The organism is Methylobacterium sp. A49B, from assembly GCF_053346215.1.
On sequence record NZ_JBKFBO010000055.1, the window covers coordinates 1 to 24111 of the forward strand.

The 24111-nt window shown below is 70.7% G+C and carries 20 protein-coding genes; 13 read left to right on the plus strand and 7 right to left on the minus strand.

All coding sequences use genetic code 11. The features are described 5' to 3' along the window. The first annotated feature begins 33 nt into the window (after window positions 1-33). The 4 genes from ACLBX9_RS04125 (at window position 34) to ACLBX9_RS04140 (ending at window position 3832) form a co-directional block, all read left to right on the plus strand. Window positions 34-804: an ABC transporter ATP-binding protein gene (locus tag ACLBX9_RS04125; protein WP_010685112.1), complete on the plus strand. Its 771-nt coding sequence runs from the start codon at window positions 34-36 to the stop codon at window positions 802-804. Next, window positions 797-1723, plus strand: a complete 927-nt coding sequence (locus ACLBX9_RS04130) for an ABC transporter permease (protein ID WP_447717960.1) — start codon at window positions 797-799, stop codon at window positions 1721-1723. Before ACLBX9_RS04125 ends, ACLBX9_RS04130 begins: the two co-directional genes overlap by 8 nt. Window positions 1724-2024: 301 nt before the next feature. Continuing rightward, window positions 2025-3113 carry a YeiH family protein gene (locus ACLBX9_RS04135; protein WP_447718004.1) on the plus strand — a complete coding sequence of 363 codons (1089 nt, stop codon included), beginning with the start codon at window positions 2025-2027 and terminating at the stop codon, window positions 3111-3113. A 269-nt stretch (window positions 3114-3382) separates the two neighbouring features. After that, window positions 3383-3832 (plus strand): MucR family transcriptional regulator, encoded by a 450-nt coding sequence (locus ACLBX9_RS04140; protein WP_010684695.1) that lies wholly within the window; start codon window positions 3383-3385, stop codon window positions 3830-3832. Here ACLBX9_RS04140 and ACLBX9_RS04145 read toward each other — a convergent pair. The 6 genes from ACLBX9_RS04145 to ACLBX9_RS04170 all read right to left on the minus strand — a co-directional run bounded on the left by ACLBX9_RS04145 (window position 3805) and on the right by ACLBX9_RS04170 (window position 11006). Beyond that, on the minus strand, window positions 3805-4155 hold the full coding sequence (locus tag ACLBX9_RS04145) for a hypothetical protein (protein ID WP_010684696.1): 351 nt from the start codon (window positions 4153-4155) through the stop codon (window positions 3805-3807). The two genes, ACLBX9_RS04140 and ACLBX9_RS04145, sit on opposite strands and share 28 nt — an antisense overlap. A 186-nt stretch (window positions 4156-4341) precedes the next feature. Next, window positions 4342-5946: an ABC transporter ATP-binding protein gene (locus ACLBX9_RS04150; RefSeq protein WP_447718005.1), complete on the minus strand. Its 1605-nt coding sequence runs from the start codon at window positions 5944-5946 to the stop codon at window positions 4342-4344. Between the two features lie 4 nt (window positions 5947-5950). Beyond that, the gene (locus ACLBX9_RS04155) at window positions 5951-7372 is read right to left on the minus strand and encodes a M20 family metallopeptidase (RefSeq protein ID WP_447718006.1); all 1422 of its coding nucleotides are present in this window, start codon (window positions 7370-7372) and stop codon (window positions 5951-5953) included. A gap of 60 nt (window positions 7373-7432) precedes the next feature. Further along, window positions 7433-8368 carry an ABC transporter permease gene (locus ACLBX9_RS04160; RefSeq protein WP_447718007.1) on the minus strand — a complete coding sequence of 312 codons (936 nt, stop codon included), beginning with the start codon at window positions 8366-8368 and terminating at the stop codon, window positions 7433-7435. 10 nt (window positions 8369-8378) lie between these two features. Beyond that, on the minus strand, window positions 8379-9296 hold the full coding sequence (locus ACLBX9_RS04165) for an ABC transporter permease (RefSeq protein ID WP_010684700.1): 918 nt from the start codon (window positions 9294-9296) through the stop codon (window positions 8379-8381). A gap of 189 nt (window positions 9297-9485) precedes the next feature. Then, on the minus strand, window positions 9486-11006 hold the full coding sequence (locus ACLBX9_RS04170; protein WP_447718008.1) for an ABC transporter substrate-binding protein: 1521 nt from the start codon (window positions 11004-11006) through the stop codon (window positions 9486-9488). A gap of 170 nt (window positions 11007-11176) precedes the next feature. Between ACLBX9_RS04170 and ACLBX9_RS04175 the strand changes: the two genes are divergently transcribed. Then, window positions 11177-12091, plus strand: a complete 915-nt coding sequence (locus ACLBX9_RS04175; RefSeq protein ID WP_447718009.1) for a LysR family transcriptional regulator — start codon at window positions 11177-11179, stop codon at window positions 12089-12091. Between the two features lie 6 nt (window positions 12092-12097). Here the strand turns inward: ACLBX9_RS04175 and ACLBX9_RS04180 are convergent, their stop codons facing one another. Continuing rightward, window positions 12098-12853 carry a CDP-diacylglycerol diphosphatase gene (locus ACLBX9_RS04180; protein WP_010684703.1) on the minus strand — a complete coding sequence of 252 codons (756 nt, stop codon included), beginning with the start codon at window positions 12851-12853 and terminating at the stop codon, window positions 12098-12100. A gap of 292 nt (window positions 12854-13145) precedes the next feature. Here ACLBX9_RS04180 and paoA point away from each other — a divergent pair, with 292 nt between their 5' ends. The 8 genes from paoA to ACLBX9_RS04220 form a co-directional block, all read left to right on the plus strand. Then, entirely contained in the window at window positions 13146-13706 is a 561-nt protein-coding gene (paoA, locus tag ACLBX9_RS04185) for an aldehyde dehydrogenase iron-sulfur subunit PaoA (protein ID WP_010684704.1), read from the plus strand. Further along, window positions 13703-14653 (plus strand): FAD binding domain-containing protein, encoded by a 951-nt coding sequence (locus ACLBX9_RS04190; protein ID WP_447718010.1) that lies wholly within the window; start codon window positions 13703-13705, stop codon window positions 14651-14653. The genes paoA and ACLBX9_RS04190 overlap by 4 nt, the downstream gene beginning before the upstream one ends. Before the next feature lie 3 nt (window positions 14654-14656). Further along, window positions 14657-16876: an aldehyde oxidoreductase molybdenum-binding subunit PaoC gene (gene paoC, locus ACLBX9_RS04195; RefSeq protein WP_447718011.1), complete on the plus strand. Its 2220-nt coding sequence runs from the start codon at window positions 14657-14659 to the stop codon at window positions 16874-16876. 438 nt (window positions 16877-17314) lie between these two features. Then, on the plus strand, window positions 17315-18445 hold the full coding sequence (locus tag ACLBX9_RS04200) for an FAD-binding domain-containing protein (RefSeq protein WP_447718016.1): 1131 nt from the start codon (window positions 17315-17317) through the stop codon (window positions 18443-18445). A 67-nt stretch (window positions 18446-18512) separates the two neighbouring features. Next, a complete protein-coding gene (locus ACLBX9_RS04205) occupies window positions 18513-19118 on the plus strand; it encodes an SOUL family heme-binding protein (RefSeq protein ID WP_447718012.1) in 606 nt (201 codons plus the stop codon). Window positions 19119-19888: 770 nt separating this feature from the next. Then, entirely contained in the window at window positions 19889-21541 is a 1653-nt protein-coding gene (locus tag ACLBX9_RS04210) for a type I secretion system permease/ATPase (protein ID WP_447718013.1), read from the plus strand. 13 nt (window positions 21542-21554) lie between these two features. Continuing rightward, window positions 21555-22925: an HlyD family type I secretion periplasmic adaptor subunit gene (locus ACLBX9_RS04215; protein ID WP_447718014.1), complete on the plus strand. Its 1371-nt coding sequence runs from the start codon at window positions 21555-21557 to the stop codon at window positions 22923-22925. A 142-nt stretch (window positions 22926-23067) separates the two neighbouring features. Further along, on the plus strand, window positions 23068-24111 hold a 1044-nt coding region (locus ACLBX9_RS04220), incomplete at its 3' end, for a hypothetical protein (RefSeq protein ID WP_447718015.1).

Consider the following 24111-nt stretch of genomic DNA (forward strand, 5'->3'; position numbering starts at 1 on the left):
ACGTGGCCCAAGCCGCGGCGGCAGGGAGGAAGGATGGACACGGGTCAGCCTCTTCTGGAGGTGGACGGCGTCACGCTCCGCTACAAGACGCCCGAGCATCTCGTCACGGCCACCTACCGGGTGAGCTTCCGGGTTTGGCCCGGGGACCGGTTCGTGCTGCTCGGGCCGTCGGGCTGCGGGAAGTCGACGCTGCTCAAGGCGGTGGGCGGCTACATGGCGCCGACGGAGGGCGAGATCCGCCTGAAGGGTCAGGCGGTCACCGAGCCCGGGCCCGACCGGATGATGGTGTTCCAGGAGTTCGACCAGCTGCTGCCGTGGAAGACGGTGCGGCAGAACGTGGTGTTTGCCCTCGAGGCCTCGGGCCGGCTCAAGGGCCGCGCGGCCCTGGAGCGGGCCAACCTGTACATCGACAAGGTCAACCTGACGAAGTTCGCCGACAGCTATCCGCACACGCTCTCGGGCGGGATGAAGCAGCGCGTGGCCATCGCCCGCGGCATGGCCATGGAGCCCGACATCCTGCTGATGGACGAGCCGTTCGCCGCGCTGGACGCGCTCACGCGGCGGCGCATGCAGGACGAGCTGCTGGCGCTGTGGGAGGGCACGCGCTTCACCGTGCTGTTCGTGACCCACTCGATCCCCGAGGCGATCAAGGTCGGCTCGCGCATCCTGCTGCTCTCGCCGCACCCGGGCGAGGTCAAGGCCGAGCTCAACAGCGCCGACAGCCCGGAGGCGGCGCTGCGGCTGGAGGGCCGGATCCAGCAGATGCTGTTCTCGGAGGAGATCCAGGAGGCGGAGAATGTCTAGCGCGCAAGCCCTGACGGACGCGCCCCGGCCGGGGACGGTGCCGCCGCGGCCCGCCCTTGCGGACCCGCCCCGGCCCGAGATCGTGCGCGAGACCGGGCACGCCCACGGCGCCACGGTGGTGGAGAAGAAGCTGTCGTGGGCCGAGCGGCTGTACAACCAGGCGTGGCTGCGCAAGCTGCTGATCCTGGCGCTGCTGGCCGGGATCTGGGAGGCCTACGGGCGCTACCTCGACAACGACCTTTTGTTCCCGACCTTCACCGCCACCGTGGAGGCGTTCGTGCGCGGCATCATGGACGGCACGCTGCCGGCGCGCGCCTGGGTGTCGCTGAAGGTGCTGCTGATGGGCTACGCCGCGGGCGTCGCGCTGGCGACGCTGCTCACCGGCGTCGCCATCGCGTCGCGGATCGGGACCGACTTCCTCGAGACCTTGACGTCGATGTTCAATCCCTTGCCGGCGATCGCGCTGCTGCCGCTGGCGCTGATCTGGTTCGGGTTGGGCAACGGCAGCCTGATCTTCGTGCTGGTGCACTCGGTGACCTGGGCGATCGCGCTCAACACGCATTCGGGCTTCCTGTCGGTGAGCCGGACGCTGAAGATGGTCGGGCGCAACTACGGGCTGTCGGGCCCGGGGCTGATCGGCAAGATCCTGATCCCGGCGGCGTTCCCCTCGATCCTGACCGGCCTGAAGGTCGGCTGGGCGTTCGCGTGGCGCACCCTGATCGCGGCCGAGCTGGTGTTCGGCGTGTCGTCCGGGGCGGGGGGGCTGGGCTGGTTCATCTTCGAGAACAAGAACATGCTCGACATCCCGAACGTGTTCGCCGGCCTGCTCACCGTCATCCTGATCGGCCTCGTGGTCGAGAACCTGATCTTCCAGACCATCGAGCGCCGCACCGTCCAGCGCTGGGGCATGCAGGCCTGAGCGGCGAAGGGCGGTAAGCCACCGCGCCGGGCGCCAGGGGACCGGGGCTCCGCTCCGGTGACCGGGACGCGGTTCGAACCTGCCGCGCCCGTCCGCCCCCGCCGAGGGGGAGGGCGGACGCGGTGCCGGCACGCCTCTGTTTCCAGCAGTGATCGACAGTCTCGCGCATTGCGGACAACCGAGGCGCTCTGGAGATCTATCGTCTTTGCAGACGGCATATTAGAGACAAAAATTCTCCTTTCGGCGCGTGCGACAGCCGTTTTCTTCCTATACGCTCCGAAGTGATCCCGGAGCCCGTCCTGTGAGCCCTGACGTCCGACCCCACACGGTCCCGCCTGCCGCCCTCTCCGGCGGGGAGAGCCGGTCAAGCCCCGGCGCCTCGCTGCTGCCGGGGATCGGTCTGTGTGCGGCGATCACCGCTCTGGCCATGGCCGCGCAGGCGCTGGAGGAGCGCGTCGCCGGCCACCCCTACGTCGAGGCGCTGGTCCTGGCGATCCTGATCGGCATCGCGGTGCGCACCGCCTGGACGCCGCATCCGCGGTTCCGGACCGGCATCGCCTTCTCGGCCAAGCAGCTCCTCGAAGTCGCCGTCGTCCTGCTCGGCGCCTCGTTGAGCCTCGGGGCGATCCTCGCCTCCGGCCCGGCGCTCCTCGCCGGGATCGTCGGCACCGTGGTCCTCGGCATCGCCGCCAGCGTGACGATCTGCCGGCTGCTCGGCCTTCCGGCCCGGATGGCGATCCTGGTGGCCTGCGGCAACGCCATCTGCGGCAACTCGGCGATCGCCGCCGTCGCCCCGGTGATCGGGGCCGAGCCGAAGGACATCGCCGCCGCCATCGCGTTCACCGCCGTGCTCGGCGTGCTGATGGTGCTCGGCCTGCCGCTGTTCGTGCCGCTGGCCGGCATGAGCGACAACCAGTACGGCGTACTCGCCGGGCTCACCGTCTACGCCGTGCCGCAGGTGCTGGCCGCCACCGTGCCGGTGAGCCTGCTGTCGACCCAGGTCGGCACCCTGGTGAAGCTCGTGCGCGTGCTGATGCTCGGCCCCGTCGTGGTGGCCTTCTCGCTGATCGCGCCGCGGCTGCCGCAGGCGGAGGGGCGGGCGCCGGCGCCGACCCGTCCGGGCCTGACCAAGCTGGTGCCGTGGTTCATCCTCGGCTTCCTGGCGCTCGCGACCCTGCGCTCGCTGGGCCTCGTCCCCGATCCCGCGGTGAAGCCGCTGACCCAACTCGCGGGCGTGCTGACCGTCCTGTCCATGGCGGCCCTCGGCCTGGGGGTGGACGTGCGCGTCCTGGCCCGGGTCGGCGGTCGGGTCACCCTGGCGGTCACCGCCTCGCTGGCGGTCCTCGTCGCCCTCAGCCTCGTGCTGATCCGCGCCCTGGGGATCGCGTGATCCATCAAGTGTTCCTCGGCCCGCCGGGCCGGTCGACCCTGCCGGCGGCCGGTATTTCCGGCCCGACGCGCAGGTCGTCGCTGTAAAAAGCATCCGTCCCGTCCGCGTAGGGCGGTGAGCGGAGGCGGTTCTGCGTCCCTCACCGGCCATCCTGCATTAAAATGCGGTTTGGGCACGCTGCCAGCGCCGAAGACCATCTTGACTCGGTGGTGGTTTTTGCTTTTGGAACCTCGGGCGTCATTCCAGAAAGCTTTGAGCGGACTCGCCCAGTGCCCGAAAGAAAATCAGAAAGCCCGGCTCAGATCGTCGCGCTGGTCGGCGAGATCGTCTCGGCCTATGTCGCGCACAATTCCGTTCCGCCGACGGCCCTGCCCGACCTGATGGCCAGCGTGCATGCAGCCCTGGCCGGTCTCGGCGGCACGCCGCAGGCCGAGGCGGCTCCGCCCGTCGAAAGGCCGACGGCGGCGCAGATCCGAAAATCGGTTCAGCAGGACGGCATCGTCAGCTTCATCGACGGCCGGTCGTACAAGACGCTCAAGCGCCATCTCACCGCCCACGGCCTGACGCCGGAGCGGTACCGCGAGCGTTACGGCCTGCCGGACGATTATCCGATGACCGCTCCCGGCTACGCCGCGCAACGCTCCGCGCTCGCCAAGGCGATCGGCCTCGGGGTGCCGGGCGGGCGGTCCGATCAGCGCAGGACCGGCACCGGCGGCTGACCGGCGGCACCAGACGGGGCGGCCTGCCCGGCGGCGTCACCGCGGCCCCGGAACGGCAGCACCTGTGCCGGACCGGATCGGACGAAACCGGCTTGGTCGGAACGGACGGGCCGGCCGAACGTGTCGGACCAGCCGAGCTTGATCACGCGCCGCTCCGGCGCCTGTGATGCGGTCTTGGCGCCCGCAGTCGGCAGCTTGCGGTTGCCGGCACCGATCCAGCGGACGATCCGGTGCTCGCGCCCGCGGCGGAGCACGGGCAGCACCGCCGGCTCGAAGGCCTTGCGGGTCTGCCGGATGTCATCGGGCTCGTCTGTGGTCGGCACGCTGCAAAAACCCCGTCGGCGTTCGAGGCGCGAGCGGCAGACGGATAGCGGGTTCGACCGGCCGTGGATCCGCCGGGGTGCTCGACCCTCGACTGTGGCCACATCCTACCGAGTTGCGTGCAACTCGGTAGGGTAGCTCCGTCCAAAAAACTTGTCTCTGCGTCCCAGAACGGCGCGCGGCGAGCTTCAGGAGGCGTGCGCGCCCGGTACCGCGGCGAGCAGGCTGCGTGTGTAGGCGTGCTCCGGTGCGGCGAACAGCTCGGCGGTGCCCCGCATCTCCACGACGGCACCCCGATGCATCACGGCGATCCGGTCGCAGATCGTGGCCGCCACCCGCAGGTCGTGGGTGATGAACAGCATCGCGAGCGACAGGCGCTGCTTCAGGTCCTCCAGCAGATCCAGCACCTGCCGCTGGACCGAGACGTCCAGCGCCGAGACCGCCTCGTCGGCCACCAGCACGTCCGGCTCCATGGCGAGCGCCCGGGCGATGCCGATCCGCTGGCGCTGGCCGCCCGAGAAGGCGTTGGGGTAACGGGCGGCGGCCTTCGGGTCGAGGCCGACGAGGCCAAGCAGGCTCCGGGCCCGCTCCCGGGCCTCCGCGGCCGGGACTCCGTGGGCGATCGGACCTGCCGTGATGATCTGCTCCACGGTTCGCCGGGGATTGAGGGACGCGAACGGGTCCTGGAAGATCATCTGGATGCGGCTGCGCTTGTCGCGCAAGGCCGCCTTCCCGAGGGCCGTGTAGTCGAGGTCGCCCAGGCGCACCGTGCCGCCGTCGGGCTCGATCAGCCGGATCGCCAGCCGCGCGGTGGTCGACTTGCCCGAGCCGGATTCGCCGACGATGCCCAGGGTCTCGCCGCGGCGGACGTCGAACGAGACCTCCTTGACCGCGGCCACGACCCGCGGCTTGCCGAACAGGCCGGAGCGCCCGGAATAGATCTTGGACAGCCCGCTCACCGACAGGGCGACCGGGGCCGCGTCCACCGGCGACCGCGGCGGCGGCGTCAGGCTCGGGACGGCGGCGAGCAGCGCCTTGGTGTAGGGCGCCTGAGGCGTGCGCAGCACGGCCTCGGCGGTGCCGGATTCCACCAGCCGGCCGCGCTGGAGCACCGCCACGTGGTCGGCGATCTCCGCCACGACGCCGAAATCGTGGGTGATGAACAGGACGCTCATCCCGCGCTTCTGCTGCAGGTCACGGATCAGCCGGAGGATCTGGGCCTGGGTGGTGACGTCCAGCGCCGTGGTCGGCTCGTCAGCGACCAGCACGGAGGGCTCCAGCGCCAGCGCCATGGCGATCATCGCCCGCTGCCGCTGGCCTCCGGAAAGCTGGTGCGGATAGGCCCGCACCGCCTCCTCGGGGTTCGGCAGACCGACCTCCTTGGCCAGCGCCACCGCCCGGGCCCGGCGCTCGCTGCGGGTGAGCAGGTCGTGCGCCTCGAACATCTCGGCGATCTGGTCGCCGATCCGCATCACCGGGTTCAGGGCCGTCATCGGCTCCTGGAACACCATGGCGATGCGCCGGCCCCGCAGCGACCGCCACGCTGGCTCGTCGAGGGTCAGGAGATCCCGGCCCTCGAACAGGATCGTGCCGGCCGTCGGTTTCAGGGCCCGGGGCAGGAGGCCGGTCAGCGCGTAGGCGCTCATCGACTTGCCCGAGCCCGATTCCCCGACCACGCACAGGATTTTTCCGGATTCCAGATCGAGGTTCAAATCCTCGACCGCGTGCGGGCGGTCGGCGCCCTTGGGGAGCGCGATCGTCAGATCGCGGATGCGGACGACCGGCTCGCTCATCGTGTCAGGCCCTCGCGGTGCGGCGGCGGAGGATGTCGGGTCCGTCTCGGCCCAGATCCCAGAACAGGCCGGCCATGATCGCCAGGCCCTCGCGGGTGCCGGAGGCAAGCATGTGCTCGTCGGGCCCGTGCTGGCGGCAGGCCGGGTAGGAATGCGGCACCCAGAGGGTCGGCAGGCCGAGGATCTCCGAGAAGGCGTCGTTCGGCAGGGAGCCGCCGAGATTGGGCAGCAGCGCCGGCTTCTTGGCCGTGCTTGCCTCGATCGACTGCAGCGCCCACTCCACCCAGGGATCCTCCACGGGCAGCCGCGTCGCCTGGAAGACTTCCGCCGCGCGGGCCGGCTTGACCTCGATCATCGGGAAGCCGTGCGCGTCGAGATGGGCGCGCACGTTCCGGATCAGATTCTGCCAGTCGGTGCCGACGACGAAGCGCAGCTGCAGGGTCGCCTTGGCGTGGGGCGGCACGGCGTTGAGCGGCCCGTCCGGATCGCCGGTCTTGAAGGCCAGCACCTCCAGGGTGTTCCAGGCGAAGACCCGCTCGGCGGGCGTCAGGCCCGGCTCGCCCCAGTCGGCGTCGATCTTCGGCGCGGTCGGGTCCTCGCCGACGCGGATGTCGGCGAGCGCCGCGCGCACGCCCTCGGGGATCGGCGGCGGCCGTAGGGCTTCGACCAGGATGCTGCCCCTGGCATCGACCATCGAGGCGATCGCCGAGGCCAGCACTGTGCCGGGGTTGCGCAGCAGCCCACCCCAGTTGCCGGAATGGTGCGGGCCCTCCCGCAGGTTCAGGCTCAGCTCGAAATTGTAGGCGCCGCGGGAGCCCAGGAAGAGGGTCGGGCGCTCACCGTTGAGGCGGGGGCCGTCCGAGGCGATCAGCACGTCGGAGCGCAGGGCCTCGGCCTGCTCCCGGCAGAATGGCCGCAGGCCCGGGGATCCCGATTCCTCGCCCATCTCGATCAGCAGCTTCACGTTGAAGCCGAGACGGCCCTCGCGGGCCGCGATCACCTGCTCCAGGGCGGCGAGGTTGAGGACGTGCTGACCCTTGTTGTCGGCGGTGCCGCGCCCGTACCAGCGGTCGCCCTCGACCACGATCTCCCAGGGGCCAAGCCCCTCGCGCCATTGCTCGGGATAGCCCCGCACCGTGTCGCCGTGGCCGTAGATCAGCACGGTCGGCAGGTCCGCGCCCTCGCGCCGATCGGCGATCAGGAACGGGCCGTGCACCCCGTCGGGGTTGGGGAAGATTTTTGGCGTTTCAAACCCGAGCCGGCTCGTCAGCGGCGTGATGAAGGCGTCGAGATAGGCGCGGAGCGCGGCCTCCTGACCGGGAGCCTGGCTCTCGGTCGGCATCGCCACCGCCTCCCGCAGGAGGGCGAGGAACGCGCCCGAATCGAAGGCCTCCGTGGCGCGCGCGATGGCGGCGTCTCGCGTCATGGTGTGTTTCCCGTGAAACATTTCGTTAATCTGCCGGCCGGCTCCGGCTTGGCGAAAGCGTCAGTGGCGCGCCTCGGGGGCGGTGATGTCGCGCAGGCCGTCCCCCAGGAGGTTGATCGCCAGCACGAGGAGGAGCAGCGCCACGCCCGGGATGGTGATCACCCAGGGCTGGAAGAACATGTACTGCTTGCCCTCGGCGATCATCAGGCCCCAGGAGGGCAGGGGCGGCTGCACGCCGAGCCCGAGGAACGACAGGGCGGCCTCCAGCAGGATCGCGTGGGCCATCTCCAGGGTCGCCACGACGATCAGCGCGTTCATGATGTTGGGCAGGATCTCCTGGCGGATGATGCGCAGGTCCGTGAGCCCGGCGGCGCGGGCGGCCGAGACGAAATCCTGGTTGCGGATCTGCTGGGTGGCGGCCCGGGTCACGACGGCGAAGCGGTCCCAGAGCAGGAAGCCCAGCACCAGCACGACCACCTTCAGGGAGCCGCCGACCAGCGCCGCCATGGCCAGCGCCACCAGAACCACCGGCATGGCGAGGCGGGTGGTCACGATGTAGCTCACCACCGAATCGACCCAGCCGCCGAAATAGCCGGCGCAGAGACCCAGCGTGGTGCCGATGAGGCCGGAGATCAGCGCCGCCGAGATCCCGATCAGCAGGGAGATCTGGCCGCCGTAGAGCAGGCGGCTCAGGTAGTCGCGCCCGAGCTTGTCGGTACCCAGCATGTGCGCCCAGGTGCCCTTGGCCTGCCAGACCGGCGGGATCAGGCGGCGGGACACGTCCTGCGCGTAGGGGTCGTGCGGCGCGATGAGCGGGGCGGCGAGCGCCGCCAGCACGATCAGCGCGAGGATCCCGGCGCCGATCAGGAAGCCGGTGTGGCGCAGGCCCCGGCGCAGGATCAGGCGGGTGGGGGAGGGGACCGGCGCGAGGGCGATCGGCGTCTCAGGGGAGAGGGCGGGGGCGGCGAGCGCCGCCGTGTCGGGGGGGAGGCTCATCGGCGGATCCTCACGACTGGCGCAGGCGCGGGTCGAGGAAAGCGTTCAGCAGGTCGGCGGCCAGCGTCAGGCCGATGTAGATCATGGCCAGCACCAGCACGATCGCCTGGACGACGGGGAAGTCGTTGCGGGCGATAGATTCCCAGGCGAGCTGGCCGAGGCCCTGGAGCGAGAATACCGCCTCGATCACGATCGAGCCGCCGAGCATGAAGCCGAACTGCACCGCCGAGAGGGCGATCACCGGGATCACGGCGTTGCGCAGCGCGTGCCGCACCAGGATCTTCCGGGGCGGCAGACCCTTGGCGCGGGCGGTGCGGACGTAGTCGGAGGCCAGCACCTCCAGCATGCCGTTGCGGGTGAGGCGCATCACGGCGGGCATCGCGTAGTAGCCCAGCGCCACCGCGGGCAGGACGAAGTTCTTCCACGTGGCGTTGCCCGAGACCGGCAGCCAGCGGAGATTTACCGAGAAGATCAGGATCAGCGTCAGGCCGAACCAGAAGCTCGGCATCGCCTGGCCGAGCACCGAGACGGCGAGCGCCGTCCGGTCGATCCACGTGTCCCGCTTCACCGCGGCGACAACGCCGAGGGGAATGGCCACGAACAGCGCCACGCCAAGCGCGATGATGCCGAGATAGAGGGTGATCGGCAGGCGGGCGGCCAGCAGGTCGATCACGCTCTCGCGAAAGTAGAAAGAATTGCCGAAGTCGAGGTGCAAAGCCCGCCAGCCCCAGGTCAGGAACTGGGTCAGCAGCGGCTGGTCGAGGCCGTAATCCTGGCGGATCTGCGCGATCTGGGGGCCCGTGGCCTCCGGCCCGGCGATGGCCGTGGCAAGGTCGCCCGAGAGGTGGAGGAGGAGGAAGCTCGCCACCGAGACCGTGAAGGCCACCGCCAGGGCGACCAGCACGCGCCGGACCGTGAAGGCCAGCATGGATCAGGCTCCTGCTGTTTCCCGTCGATCACGTCGGATCAGGACGGAGCGTTCTCTCCTCCCCCCGCGGGGAGGAGCCGGAGGTGGGGGTGGTTCAGGATCGAGCGGCGCGGTGCCGTCTGCACCACCCCCACCCATGACCTTTCCCCACAAGGGGAGGGGAACAGCGTCGCGCCTTCGAGGCCACCCTCACTTCCACGACGCCGCATAGAAGCGCGGCACCTCGTCGGGCTGGGCGGTGAAGTTCAGGTCCGACGTGAAGGCGTAGTTGGTCGCGTAGGAGAACATCGGCAGGGCGTAGGCCTCGCCGGCGATCCGCTGCAGCGCCTTGGCGTAGGCGGCCTTGCGCGTCTCCGGGTCGGTAGAGCCGTCGCCCTTCTGAAGGTCGGCGATCACCTGCGGGTCCTTGGTCAGGTCCTCCTCGCCGCCCCGGAAATACACCCCGTCGAAGGCCGAGACGTCGAGCACCGAGAACGACCCCCAGGTCTGGTAGCCGATCGAGGTCTTGCCGGCCCGCAGCGAATCCCGGAACGCCGCGTAGCGCAGGTAATTGAGCCGGGCCTTGATGCCGACGGCGCCGAGATAGCCGATCACCGCCTCGGCGTAGTCGCGCTCGCGGTAGGCACCGAGGTCGATCTCGAAGCCGTTCGGGTATCCGGCTTCCTTGAGCAGCGCCTTGGCCTTGGCCGGGTCGTAGGCGTAGCGCGGCACGCCCTGGTCGGTGCAGCCGAACTGGTCGACGAAGCACAGCGCGTTCATCACCCGCGAGGCGCCGCGCACGAGGTTGTCGACCATCGCCTTGCGGTCGATGGCGTAGGAGATCGCCTGCCGGACGCGCACGTCCTTGAGCGGCGAGTTCTCCTTGGCGCGGCCCAGCGTGTCGAACTGCAGGAAGCCGACCCGCATCGTCTCGGCATTGAGCACCGTGAGGTTCGGCGCGGCGCGCAGCTGCTCGGCCTGGTCGCTCGGCACCCGCCAGATCCAGTCCACGCCGCCGGTCATCAATTCGGCCATCCGGCTCTCGCCGTCCGGGATGACGCGGAACTGCAGCTTGCCGATCTTCGGCGTCCCGAGGGGGCTCTCCGCCCAGTACTTGTCGAACCGCTCCATGCTGACGCCGCGGCCGCTGTCGACCTTGGTGATCCGGTACGGGCCGCTGCCGACCGGCGCTTTGGCGAAGCCGTCGAGGCCGACCTTCTTGAAGTAATTGGCCGGGAAGATCGGCGTCGGGCCGGCGAGGTATTCGAGCGCCGCCGGGAACGGCGCCTTGAGGTGGATGCGGACCGTATGCGGGCCGGTCACCTCCACCGACTTCATCCAGTCGACGTTCTGGCGGGTGACCGTGCGCGCCTCGGGCGTCAGCACGTAGTTGAAGGTGAAGGCCACGTCCTCAGGCCCGAGCGGGTCGCCGTTGTGGAAGACCACGCCCTCGCGGATCGTGAGATCCAGCGTCGTGTCGTCCTTCCAGGCCCAGGCGGTCGCCAGAAACGGCTTGTAGGTGCCGTCCTTGGGATCCCGGTACAGCAGCGTGTCCCAGCAGTTCCGGGCCAGGATCACGCCCTCGCGGGCGCTGTTGTGATACGGGCTGACGTTCTCGGGCTCGCTGTCGGAGGCGTAGACCAGGGTGTCGTCGGCCTTGCCGGCGAGGGCCGGGTGCGCGGCGATCAGGGTGGCCAACGAGGCGGCGAGGGTGAGAATCCGTAGCGGCATGCGGGCTCCGACGGCGCGGCGGACAGGCCCGGCGGATCGGTCCGCGGCTGCCGCGTTTTTCACCCTGCCATGATGTTGTGCATCTGGGATCGCAACAAGTAGAATTTGGCGACCGGTGACTTGCCGTATCGGCAATTCGCACAGCATCATACAGCCTAAAGGGCACGATAATGCAGACAACCAGTCTGCGCTACTTCCTGTCGGTCGCCCGGACCGGCTCGATTGCCGCCGCCTCGGCCCAGCTCAACGTGGCGGCGTCGGCGATCAGCCGGCAGATCGGCAACCTGGAGGCCGAGCTCGACTGCGTGCTGTTCGAGCGGCGCCCGCGCGGCATGGTGCCGAGCCCGGCCGGGGAGCTGCTGGCGCAGCACGCCCATCAGGTGCTGCTCCGCTCCGAGCAGGTGGTCACGGAGATCCGGGAGCTGGAGGGTCTGGCCCGGGGCCTGATCCGCGTCGCCTGTTCCGAGGGGTTCTCCCTCGACATCGTGCCGAACGCCATCGCGGCCTTCCATGCCGCCCATCCCGGCATCCGCTTCGAGGTCACCGTCCTGCCTCCGGCGCAGGTGACCCAGACGGTGGCGGTGGGGGATGTCGATCTCGGCATCACCTTCGCGCTGACGCCGACGCCGCAGGTCGAGGTGCTGTACGACGGGCGGGTGGACATGCTGGCGCTGGCCGCCCCCGACCATCCCCTCGCGCGGGCCCCGGCCCTGCGCCTCGCCGACCTCCTGGACTACCCCGTCGCCCTGCCGACCCGGGACACGACCCTGCGGCAGGTCTTCGACGCCGCCTGCGCGCACGAGGGCATCGCGGTCGAGCCGGTGCTGACCTCCAACACCCTCTCGGCGCTGCTGCCCTTCGTCCGGCGCTCGCGCGGGCTGGCTCTGATGTCGGCGCTGTCGGTGCAGACGCCGCTGCGTCTCAACGAGCTGGTCAGCCTGCCGATCCGCTCCCGGACGAGCCTCGCCCGGGGCGTGAAGATCCAGGCCATGCGCGACCGGCGGCTGCCCCGGGCCGTACAGGCCTTCCTGCGCCAGCTCACAGACGCGTTGCCGCCGCCGACGACGGGCGGGCCGGCATTCTGATCCCGCTCAGGCGCCGCTGCGCCGCGCCGCGACGGCGCAGCTGTGGTCCATCACGTCCTCGGCGCTGGCGCTCGGCGCCCGGTAGGCCAGCAGGATGTAGCCCGGCTCGGGGTCGCCCGGCGGCGTCGACACCGCGGCGAAGCTCGTCCGGTGCAGATCCGGCCGGCCGCCCGGCAGGCCGTGCAGGGCCGCGAACGGGTTGAGATGCTCGGCCTCCGCCTCCGGCACCCGCAGGGCGAAGAAGCGGTCGCCGGCGAGCGGCACCGGGAAGCGGGTCCAGGTCCGGCGGACCTGGCGGCCATGGGCCTTGAGGGCGGCGAGCACGCTCGGCTTCAGGCAGTCGAGATGGATATGGAGCTGGTCCTGGCTGCGGCCCTGGGCCGAATTGACCGCCAGTCCGACCTCCCCGGGCGTCAGCCTTCCCTTCAGCGCGTCCGTCACGAAGGGTCGCGCGGCCAGCGCGGCCCGCCAGTACGCGATCCCGGCCGATCGCTGCAGCATGGGCGCTTCGAGCCCCGCGACGGTGTCGGTGGGCATGACCACGATATGGGTCGGCTCGCCGGGTGCCCGCAGGACCGCGGTGCCGGGACGGTCCTTGTCGCCGAGGTCGACCGAGAGGCACGGGAAGGTCCGGTTGGCGACCCTTTTGGCGAGCACGCAGGTCTTCAGCGCCGCCCACAGGACGTCCCGGCTCGGGTCCGGGGCCGCTGAGGCCGGCATCGCGGTCGCGATGAGGAAGGCGGCGAGCAGCGCGCGGCGCATGGAATCTCCCGATGAGGCCGGCGGCCAAGCTGGCGGATCGGCCGGCCCCGCTGGACTCCGCGATACCCGATCTCGACCTGCGCCGGCAAAGCGTCCGTTTGCCCGACGTACGGCCGCAGGCCCCTGCTCGGCGCGCCCGCGTGCACTACCTTGGAGCCGATCCAGGGTATCGGGGTTGCCCTGGGACATCCCGCCTTCGATGGGCCGATCCGTGCGGGCCGCCGCTCCCGCCGCGGGCCCGGAGGCCGAGATGCAACGTCCCCGCAGCTTTGACCCGAACCGGAGAGACTTGATGGTGGGAGCCACCGCATCAGCGGCCGCTGCACGAACCGACGAGCCGGTCATCGCCACCGTCACCTTCACGGTGAACGGGCAGCGGCGCGACCTCGAACTCGACACCCGCACAAGCCTGCTCGACGCCGCGCGCGAGCATCTGCACCTGACCGGCTCCAAGAAGGGCTGCGACCACGGCCAGTGCGGCGCCTGCACGATGATCGTCGACGGAAGGCGCATCAACGCCTGCCTGACGCTGGCGATCATGCACCAGGGCGCGGAGATCACCACGATCGAGGGCCTGGGCCAGCCGGACCATCTCCACCCGATGCAGGCCGCCTTCGTCCGTCACGACGGCTACCAGTGCGGCTACTGCACGCCGGGCCAGATCTGCTCGGGCGTGGCCGTGCTGGACGAGATCAAGGCCGGCATCCCGAGCCACGTCACCGCCGACCTCGAGGCCGCGCCGCAGGTGACCGAGGCCGAGATCCGCGAGCGCATGAGCGGCAACATCTGCCGCTGCGGTGCCTATTCCAACATCGTCGAGGCGATGACCGAGGTTGCGGGGGTGCGGGCATGAAGTCGTTCACCTACGAGCGCCCGGGCACGCCCGCCGAGGCCGCCGCCGCCGTCGCGCGCGTGCCGGACGCCAAGTTCATCGCCGGCGGCACCAACCTCCTCGACCTGATGAAGCTGCAGATCGAGACCCCGCGCCACCTCGTGGACGTGAACGGCCTCGGCCTCGACGCGGTGGAGCCGACCGAGGCGGGCGGCCTGCGCATCGGCGCCCTGGTGCGCAACACCGACCTCGCGGCCCATCCGCGGGTGCGCAAGGATTACGGGGTTCTCAGCCGGGCGCTGCTCGCGGGCGCCTCGGGCCAGCTGCGCAACAAGGCGACGACCGCCGGCAACCTGCTCCAGCGGACCCGCTGCCCGTATTTCTATGACACGGCCCAGCCCTGCAACAAGCGTCAGCCGGGTTCCGGCTGCTCGGCGCTGGACGGCGTGAGCCGCCAGCTCGCGGTGATCGGCGGCAGCGCGACCTGCATCGCCACGCATCCCGGCGACATGGCGGTGGCCATGCGCGTCCTCGACGCCACCGTGGAGACGGTCGACGGGGAGGGCGCTACGCGAAAGATCCCGATCGCCGAGTTCCACAGGCTGCCCGGCGACGACCCGTCGCGCGACACGACCCTCGAGCCCGGCGAGCTGATCACCGCGGTGACACTGCCCAAGCCCGTTGCCGGCACGCACATCTACCGCAAGGTCCGCGACCGGGCCTCCTACGCCTACGCGCTGGTCTCGGTGGCGGCGGTCCTGGGCAAGGACGGCAGCGGCCACGTCGCCTTCGGCGGCGTCGCCCCCAAGCCCTGGCGGGTGGAGGCGGCCGAGGCCGACCTGCCGAAGGGCGCCAAGGCGGTGACCGCCCAGGTCTTCGCCGACGCCAAGCCGACCCACGAGAACGCCTACAAGCTGAAGCTCGCCGAGCGGACCCTCGGCGCGGCGCTCAACCAAGCGAGGGCCTGAGCCATGAAGTTCGACACGAAAGCCGGCCCGAACCCGATCGACCGACTCAAGGTCGTCGGCCATGCCACCGACCGGATCGACGGCAAGTACAAGACCACCGGCACCGCGCCCTACGCCTACGAGCGCCACGACGTGGCCCCCGACGCCGCCTACGGCTACGTGCTGGGCTCCGCCATCGCCAAGGGCCGGGTGCGCAGCATCGACACGGCCTCGGCCCGGCAGGCGCCCGGCGTGATCGGCGTGGTCACCACCCTCGACACCCCGCGGATCGAGCGCGGCGTGATGAACGTCGCCTACCTGTTCGGCGGCGACGTGATCCAGCACTACCACCAGGCGATCGCCGTGGTGGTGGCCGAGACCTTCGAGCAGGCCCGGGCGGCCGCGTTCCTCGTGAAGGTCGACTACGCCCCGGAGGACGGTGCGTTCGACCTCGCCGAAGCGGCCAAGACCGCCGAGCCGGTCCCGGCCGACAGCGGCGAGGGCAGCGGCGGGAACGGCGAGGAGCGGGTCGGCGACTTCGAGGGCGCCTTCGCGCAGGCGCCTGTGACCCTCGACGCGTCCTACACGACCGCGGACGAGAGCCACGCCATGATGGAGCCGCACGCGACGATTGCGGCCTGGGACGGCGAGAAGATCACGCTCTGGACCGCCAACCAGATGATCGGCTGGGGCCACGGCAGCCTCGCCAAGATGCTGGGCCTGCCGAAGCACAAGGTCCGGCTCGACGCGCCCTATGTCGGCGGCGGCTTCGGCGGCAAGCTGTTCGTGCGCGCCGACGCGGTACTGGCGGCGCTTGCCGCGAAAGCCACGGGGCGGCCCGTGAAGGTGGCGCTGACGCGCCCGCTCATCGCCAACAACACCACCCACCGGCCGGCCACGATCCAGCGGGTGCGCATCGGCGCGACGCAGGACGGCACCATCACGGCGATCGCCCACGAGAGCGTCTCCGGCAACCTGCCGGACGGCGATCCCGAGACGGCGGTGAACCAGACCAAGTACCTCTACGCGGGCAAGAACCGCCTGACCGCCATGAAGCTCGCCCGGCTCGACCTGCCCGAGGGCAACGCCATGCGGGCGCCCGGCGAGGCTCCGGGACTGGCGGTCCTGGAGGTCGCCATGGACGAGATGGCGGAGAAGCTCGGCCTCGACCCGGTGGAGTTCCGCATCCGCAACGACACCCAGGTCGTCCCGACCCAGCCGGATCTGCACTTCTCCCACCGCGACCTCGTCGGCTGCCTGAAGCTCGGCGCGGACAGGTTCGGCTGGGCCAAGCGCAACCCGAAGCCCGGTCAGGTCCGGGACGGGCAGTGGCTCGTCGGGCTCGGCATGGCGGCGGCCTTCCGCGACAACATGGTGATGAAGTCGGGCGCCCGGGTGCGCCTCGATTCGAGCGGCACCGTCACGGTCGAGACCGACATGACCGACATCGGCACCGGCAGCTACACGATCATCGCGCAGACGGCCGCCGAGATGATGGGCGTGCCCCTCGATCGCGTGGTGGTGCGGCTCGGCGACTCGGACTTCCCGGTCTCCGCGGGCTCGGGTGGCCAGTTCGGCGCCAATTCCTCGACCGCGGGGGTCTACGCGGCCTGCGTGCGCTTACGGGAGGCGGTCGCCCAAAAACTCGGCTTCAACGCCACCGACGCGGTGTTCGAGGACGGGGAGGTCCGCGCCGGCAACCGCGCCATCGCGCTCAGCGAGGCCGCGGCCGAGGGCGAGCTGGTCGCCGAGGATGCGATCGAGTTCGGCAAGCTCTCCAAGGAGCAGCAGGTCTCGACCTTCGGCGCCCACTTCGTCGAGGTCGGCGTGGACCTGTACACCGCCGAGGTCCGGGTGCGGCGGATGCTGGCGGTCTGCGCGGCGGGGCGCATCCTCAACCCGAAATCGGCCCGCAGCCAGGTGATCGGCGGCATGGTCATGGGCACGGGCGCGGCCCTGATGGAGGAGCTCGCGGTCGACGCGAAGCGCGGCTTCTTCGCCAACCACGATCTGGCCGGCTACGAGGTGCCGGTCCACGCCGACATCCCGCACCAGGAGGTGATCTTTTTGGACGAGGTCGACCCGATGTCCTCGCCCATGAAGGCGAAGGGCGTGGGCGAGCTCGGCATCTCGGGGATCGCCGCCGCGGTGGCGAACGCGGTCTACAACGCCACCGGCATCCGCGTGCGGGATTATCCGATCACCCTCGACAAGCTCCTCGACCGCATGCCGGACGCGGCCTGAGCGCTTCGGGGGATCCGTCCGCGGACCCCCCGGGCGGCCACCGGAGCAGGGCTTCGCAGCCGGCTTGCGGTTCGCGGTCGAACCCTTCGGTTGCGGCGTCCCTCTCCGTCATCGCCAGCGCAGCGAAGCGACCCAGCATTGGCGCGACATCTCGAAGCGTGGCGCCCCCTGGATTGCTTCGCTCCGCTCGCAAGGACGGCGGGCCGGAGCCATCGGCCGGGGTGTATGATTCCAACCATCACCTCATCCTGAGGTGACCGCGTCAGCGGGCCTCGAAGGAGAGTTCCAGCCAGCCGTGCGATTCCTGGAGGCCTCCTTCGAGGCCTGCGCTGCGCTCCGGCACCTCAGGATGAGGTGGGATGATGGGAGGGTCGATCCTGCGCGGTCTCGTGTCGCGCACCGCACCCGCTCGTGCCACCATCGCCCTACCTCCACGCCATGGACCGCACCTTCCCCATGACCCGGGCCGCCGGCCTCGAACGCCTGTCCGCCTTCCTCGGCGAGGCCGCGCCCGCCTACGCGGAGGCGCGCAACACTGACCGGGGACCCGCGGCGCCGCCGACCACCTCGGCGCTCTCGCCCTACCTGCGCCGCCGGCTCCTGACCGAGGCCGAGGTCGCGACGGCCGCCGTCGCGGCCCTCGGGGTGGCGGGTGCGGAGGCGTTCGTGACCGAGGTGTTCTGGCGGACCTACTTCAAGGGCCACCTCGAGACCCACCCGGAGGCCTGGACCCGCTACCTGTCCGACCTCGCCGAGGCACGGGCGCGCCTCGCGGCCGAGCCGGGCCTGCGGCGGACCTACGAGGCCGCGGTCGACGGGCGCGCCGGCCTCGACGGCTTCGACACCTGGGCCCGAGACCTCGTCGCCACCGGCTGGCTGCACAACCATGCCCGGATGTGGTTCGCGTCGATCTGGATCTTCACCCTGCGGCTCCCCTGGCCGCTCGGCGCGGATTTCTTCCTGCGCCACCTGCTCGATGGCGATCCGGCCAGCAACACGCTCTCCTGGCGGTGGGTCGCGGGCCTCCACACCCGCGGCAAGGCCTACCGTGCCCGGCGCGACAACATCCGGCGGTTCACGGAGGGCCGTCACGACCCGGCCGGCCTCGACGAGGACGCGGCGCCGCTGGAGGAGGCGATGCCGCCCCGGGAGGTGCCGCTCGCTGCCGCCGACGCGATGCCGGACGGGCCGGTCGCCCTGCTCCTGCATCTCGACGACCTCCATCCCGAGAGCCTCCCCCTCGGGCGCGCCCGGATCGCCCGCGTCGGCGGTCTGCTCGCCCCTGTCGAGGGCGCGACGGCCCGGGTCCGGTCCGCCGACGCGGCGGCGATGGCGGACGCGCTGGCGCGCGCCGCGGCGCATTTCGGCTGCCCGGCCGATCCGGTCCGCGCGGGCTGGGCCGGTGACCTGCCGGTGGTGACGGCCTGGGCTCCGCTCGGCCCTTCCGCGGCGGCGTTGCCGGGCGGCTGCCTGCGGCTGCGCCGGGCCTGGGACGAGACGGCTTGGCCGCTCGCGACCCGGGGCTTCTTCCGCCTGAAGCGCGCCATCCCCGACCTGATCGCGGCCTGACGGCTCCCGCCGGCCCCCGCGCCCCGGGACGACCCGTCGCGATTCCTGACCAGCCGGACGCAGCACCATGGACAAGATCACCTACATCCTCGTGACGCTGCTCGAATCGGTTCTCGGGATCTTCGGCATCCGGGGCCTGTACGAGCAGCCCGCCTACACGGTCATCCAGCGCCTCGACCGCGGCGTCGAGATCCGCGCCTACGCGCCGCGGCTCGCAGTCGAGACCGACGCACGGGGCCAGGGCGACGGCGCGGCGTTCGGCCGGCTCTTCCGCTACATCACGGGCGCCAACCGGGCCGGGAGCCGCATCGCCATGACGGCGCCCGTGGAGACCGGGGGGCAGCGCATCGCCATGACGGTCCCGGTCGAGCAGGGGGCGGCCGGCACGATGCGGTTCTTCCTGCCGCGCGCGGTGGCCGAGGCCGGGCCGCCCGAGCCGACCGAGGCCGGCGTCCGTCTCGTCCAGGTTCCGGCCGAGCGCGTCGCGGCGCTGCGCTTCTCCGGCCGGGTCACGCCCGAGGTCCGGGCGGAGCAGGAGGCCAGCCTCGCTCGGGCGCTGGCCGCGGCCGGCCTCCGGACGCGCGAGGCTCCGATGTTCATGGGCTACGACCCGCCCTTCGCCCTGCCGTTCCTGCGCAGGAACGAAGTGGCTGCCCGACTGGAATCCCCGTGACGGATGGGTCTCCGAGACACAGCCGACGCATGTCCGGCGTCGGGTGACGCCACGTCCGTGCCGTCAGCGTCATCCGCCGAGGGCCGGCGTGACGGGGAGGTCCGCTTCCCATCCTCGCCGGAAGCGGCCGGCCCGCCTCGGCGATGGACCGCGGGCAGCGTCGATAGACCTCGTCAGGCACAAGCCGGTCGGCGGGCGAAACCCTGTCGCAGCCGCGCGCGGGCCGAGTTGCAACAGGTTCTTCCAGAGCTATCGCGGCCATCCCGCACCAGGGTTAGGCTGAAGTCGAAGCCCTTTAGCGGCCGCGACGCCCGGAAAGAGTGCCCCCGTTCTTATGCATATGGTTCATATCTGCTATGCGCCCCATGTGATTGACTGAATTGTCGAGCTTTTAGCCTCGAAAATTGGGTCTCGCAGATGCGCGTCTCCGAAAAATGAAGGTCTTGGAGTGGCTTTGCCGGATTTTTCGGGTGGTGCGCCACTGCGGTGCAGCGATTGATATCGCGAGCGCTGCGCCCCGTATTGAGTTCACTAATCGTCTCCGAAATTCGGAAAATGAAGCGCAATGATTGATTATACCGGCTTATCATGTTCCCCTGACGCCTAACGTCCGGCACATCAATGCTGATATACTGAATTGATTGGCAAATACTGATGCTGCCGGGCCCATCCGCCTTCGTGCGACGGAGGATGAGTTCGTGCAAGCCGCAGACGGAAGACAGAATTACGAAATTCGTCGTGCCTTGCGTTCGCTGTGGCCGCATTTCGGAATGGCGGCTGTCTTCAGCAGCGTGATCAACATCCTGTATCTCAGCTCCCCCCTCTACTTGATGCAGGTCTACAACCGGGTTCTCGTGAGCGAGAACGTGCCGACCCTCGTCATGCTGACGATCATCCTGGCCGTCGCGCTGCTCACGATGTCGGCCCTGGACGCGGTCCGGGCCCAGATCCTGATCCGCTGCGGCATCCGGCTCGACGCCAAGCTCGCCGGCCGCGTGTTCGAGGCGCTGGTGGTGCGCTCGGCCCGCCAGGGTTTCTCGAAGAGCGCGCAGCAACTCCGGCAGTTCGATGAGTTCCGAACCTTCGTCACGGGCCCGGGCATCCACTTCGCCTTCGACCTGCCCTGGATCCCGCTCTACCTCGCCCTCCTGTTCCTCATCCACCCGGTCCTCGGAACCGTCGCGACGCTCGGCGCCGCGACCCTGTTCGGCCTCGCGATCTTCAACGAGTTGATGACGCGCTCCGCCTTGAGCACCGCCGAGGAGGCCGGGCAGCAATCCTACACCTTCACCGAGAACATCCTGCGGCACGCCGACGTCGTCACCGCGATGGGCATGCAGCCGGCCGTCGAGCGCCACTGGCAGGTCAACCGCCGCGCGATGCTGGCGCTGCAGGCGTCGGCCAGCGACCGCAACGCCGCGATGACGTCGAGCATCCGCTTCGCCCGGCTGCTCCTGCAGTCCCTCATGCTCGGAACCGGTGCGTGGCTGGCGATCGATCACGCCATCATGCCGGCCACGATCTTCGCCGCCAGCATCGTCATGGGTCGCGCGCTGGTGCCGGTGGAGCAGGCGGTGGCGACGTGGAAGCAGCTCAAGAGCGCCAGCGCCGGCTACGCCCAGGTCTCGCAGCTGCTCGCCGAGGTGCCCGTGTCGGCGCGCTGCACGATCGTGCCGAAGAGCCAGAACGCGCTGGCCGCCGAGGAGCTGTCCTTCACGTTGCCGGACAAGCGCACGCCGGTCCTGCGCGACGTGACCTTCGAGATCACCAGCGGGCAGGCCGTCGGCATCATCGGGCCGAGCGGGGCCGGCAAGAGCACCCTGGCGCGCCTGCTGATCGGCGCGATCGCACCGGTCTCGGGCCGCCTCAGCTTCGGCGGCATCAACTACGAGCACTGGGATCCGCTGATCTTCGGGCACGAGGTCGGCTACCTGCCGCAGGATGTCGGCCTCTTCGCGGGGACCGTCCGCGAGAACATCGCGCGCTTCGGTCAGGCCGACATCGAGGAGATCGTCGAGGCCGCCAAGCTCGCCGGCATCCACGGGATGATCCTCGACCTGCCCCGCCAGTACGACACGCCGCTCGGCGCGGGCGGCGTCGGCCTCTCGGGCGGCCAGCGCCAGCGCCTCGGCCTGGCCCGTGCCCTGCTCGGCCGGCCCTCGCTCCTCGTGCTCGACGAGCCGAACGCCAACCTCGACGCCACGGGCGAGGGCGCCCTGAAGGACGTGCTCCTCGCCCTCAAGACCCAGGGGACGACGATCATCGTCATCACGCACCGCACGACCATCCTCGAAGTGGTGGACGCGCTGATGCTGGTGCGCGGCGGGCGCCTCGAATGCTTCGGCACGCCGGACGAGGTCGGGGCTCACCTGAATCTCGGCCAGGGATCCGCCGCGACGCCTCCGGCGCCGGCGGCCGCCTGAAGGAGCGACGGACATGTCCGGCACGGTCGCCCCACTCCCCCTCACGCAGGATAACGACCCGGCGCATTCCGGGCTGCTCGACCGGGTCCTCAGGGCCAATCCGGCGGTTCCGGCCCTCGTCGGCCTCTGCGTCCTGGCGGTCTTCATCGCGGTCGTGGTGACCTGGGGCCTTCTAGCGCCGGTCTCCGGAGCGGCCGTCGCCGAGGGATCCCTCCAGGTCGAGGGCAAGCGCCAGACGGTGCAGCATCCCTACGGCGGGGTCGTCCGGGATCTGTTCGTCAAGGAGGGCGAGACCGTCCGGACGGGTCAGATCCTGATGACGCTCTCCGACACCGAGCCGCGCTCGAACCTGGACGTGCTCGTCGCCCAGCGCAACGCGCTGCTCGCCGAGGAGGCGCGGCTGATGGCCGAGCGCGACGGGCGGGCGGAACCCGACTTCGGACTGATGCGCCCGGCGCAGGGCACCGCGGAAGGGGCCGAGGCCGCCGTGGCGCAGGCCATGGCGAACGAGCGCGCGGTCATGATCGCCCGCAAGCGCCAGTACGATATCCAGTCCGGGCTGCTCAACCAGCGCATCGGGCAGCTCGGCGACCAGCGGCGCGGATCCGAGGCCGCCCTGAACGGTCTCGTGCGGCAGGCCGACCTGATCGAGGAGGAGGCCAAGGGCGCGCGCTACCTCCTGACCAGCGGCCTGACCCCGAAGACCCGGGTGCTGGCCCTGGAGCGCGAGGCCGCCAAGCTCCTGGCCGACCAGGGCACCAAGCGGTCCGAGATCGCCGCGACGGATCAGGCCATCGCCTCGGCCAAGCTCGACATCGCCAAGCTCGACCGCGATCGCATGACGGAGATCACCAACGACCTGCGCACGACCCAGTCCAGCCTGGCCGAGATCGCCCCCAAGATCGAGGCGGCGCGGGACGTCGTCCACCGCACGCGGATCACCGCGCCGGCGACGGGGGCGGTCGTCGGCCTGTCGGTCTTCACCCGCGGCGGCGTGGTCCAGCAGGGCGCCCGCCTGCTCGACATCGTCCCGAAATCGAACCCGCTCATGGTCGAGGCCCGCCTGAAGCTCAACGACATCAACGAGGTCGTTCCTGGCCGCCGGGCGGACGTCCGTCTGACCGGATTCACCCGCAACGAGCGTCCGATCATCAGCGGCGAGATCGCCACCGTCTCGGCGGACCGCCTGACCGACGATCGCTCCGGGGAAGGCTACTACTCGATCCTGGTGCGGATGAACCCGGACGACGTCGCGCGATCGAAGGTCGAACTCCAGGCCGGCATGCCCGCGGAGATCGTCGTCACCACGCGGCCGCGCACCTTCTTCGACTACCTCGTCGCCCCGCTGCTCGATCAGATCACAGGAGCGTTCCATGAGAGATGACACGCTCCGGACGGACTCCGCCCCGGCGGACGAGGCGGACCGTCAATCTCCTGCCGTCGGCGCCGCATTGCCGCGCGCGAAGGACCAGGGGACGGCATCCGGCAAACGGACCGGCCCGACCCGGGAATCCGGCGACGACGCGGTGCGGGCGGCGCGGGAGCGCGACGCGGCGGATGGACGAGGTGCCGCCGAGGCCGCCGTCCTCAGCGCGGTCGCCAGCAGCATGGTGCTCGGCGCGCTCTATCCCAAGGACCTCCGGGCGGAGACCGCGAAGGATCATCCGGACCCGCACGGAAATGAGGCGCGGGATACGCGCGCTGCCGCGCAGGCGGCGGACGACCATCCGGCGGGGGGCGCGACCGACGCGCCGTTCGACGGGGCCGCGCACGCGTCTTCGGCTGGCGGGGCCCACTTGGTCGCCCAGACTTCACCGGATGCGCCCGCCGATGCGGCGGCGCACGTCGCACAGCAACCCGTGGAGCCGCCGCAGGGCGGCGGGATGCCTGTGGCGATCGCCGGAACCTCCCACGAGGTCGTGCCCGGCGCCCAGAGCAGCCAGGAGAGCCACGTCCTGGGCCAGGCGCCCACGAGCGCGCCTGGATCATCCGCCCCGCTGGACGCGGTCGACCAGAGCGTTGGTCCGACGACCGACGCCGCCGCGATCGTGCAGAGCCTGATGGCGCAAGCCGCCGCATTCGCGGTGGCCGGCCGGCTTCCGCCGGCCGTGGGCTTGCCGAACGTCCTGGGAAACACCTTCGAGCCCGGAGGCCACGACGGCGGGTCGATGCCGGCCGCCGTCGGGGCCGGCCCGATGCATCTCGACGCGCTGACCGCCCCGGTCGTCGACGCCGAGGCGGCCGTGACGTCGCGGATCGGGGAAGGGGTGGCAGCCGCTGTTCCCACGGTCCTCGGTACTGCGGACGCGCTCGTCCATACCGCTCTCGACGGAAGCTTGGCCCAGACCGTCGATGCGCTGGACCTCACGGCCCCACTGACGCGGTCGTTCCTGGGAACGGCAGCCGCGTTGCCTGAGGCGGTCGCGGCCGTCGCTCCCGTCGTCGGGACGCTGACGGAAACGCTCAGCGGCACGCTCGAACACGGCCTGCCCGGCTTCGCCTCCGTCACGGGAACGGCAGCCGCTTTGCCCGACGCGGTCGCGACCGCTGCTCCCGTCGTCGGGACGCTG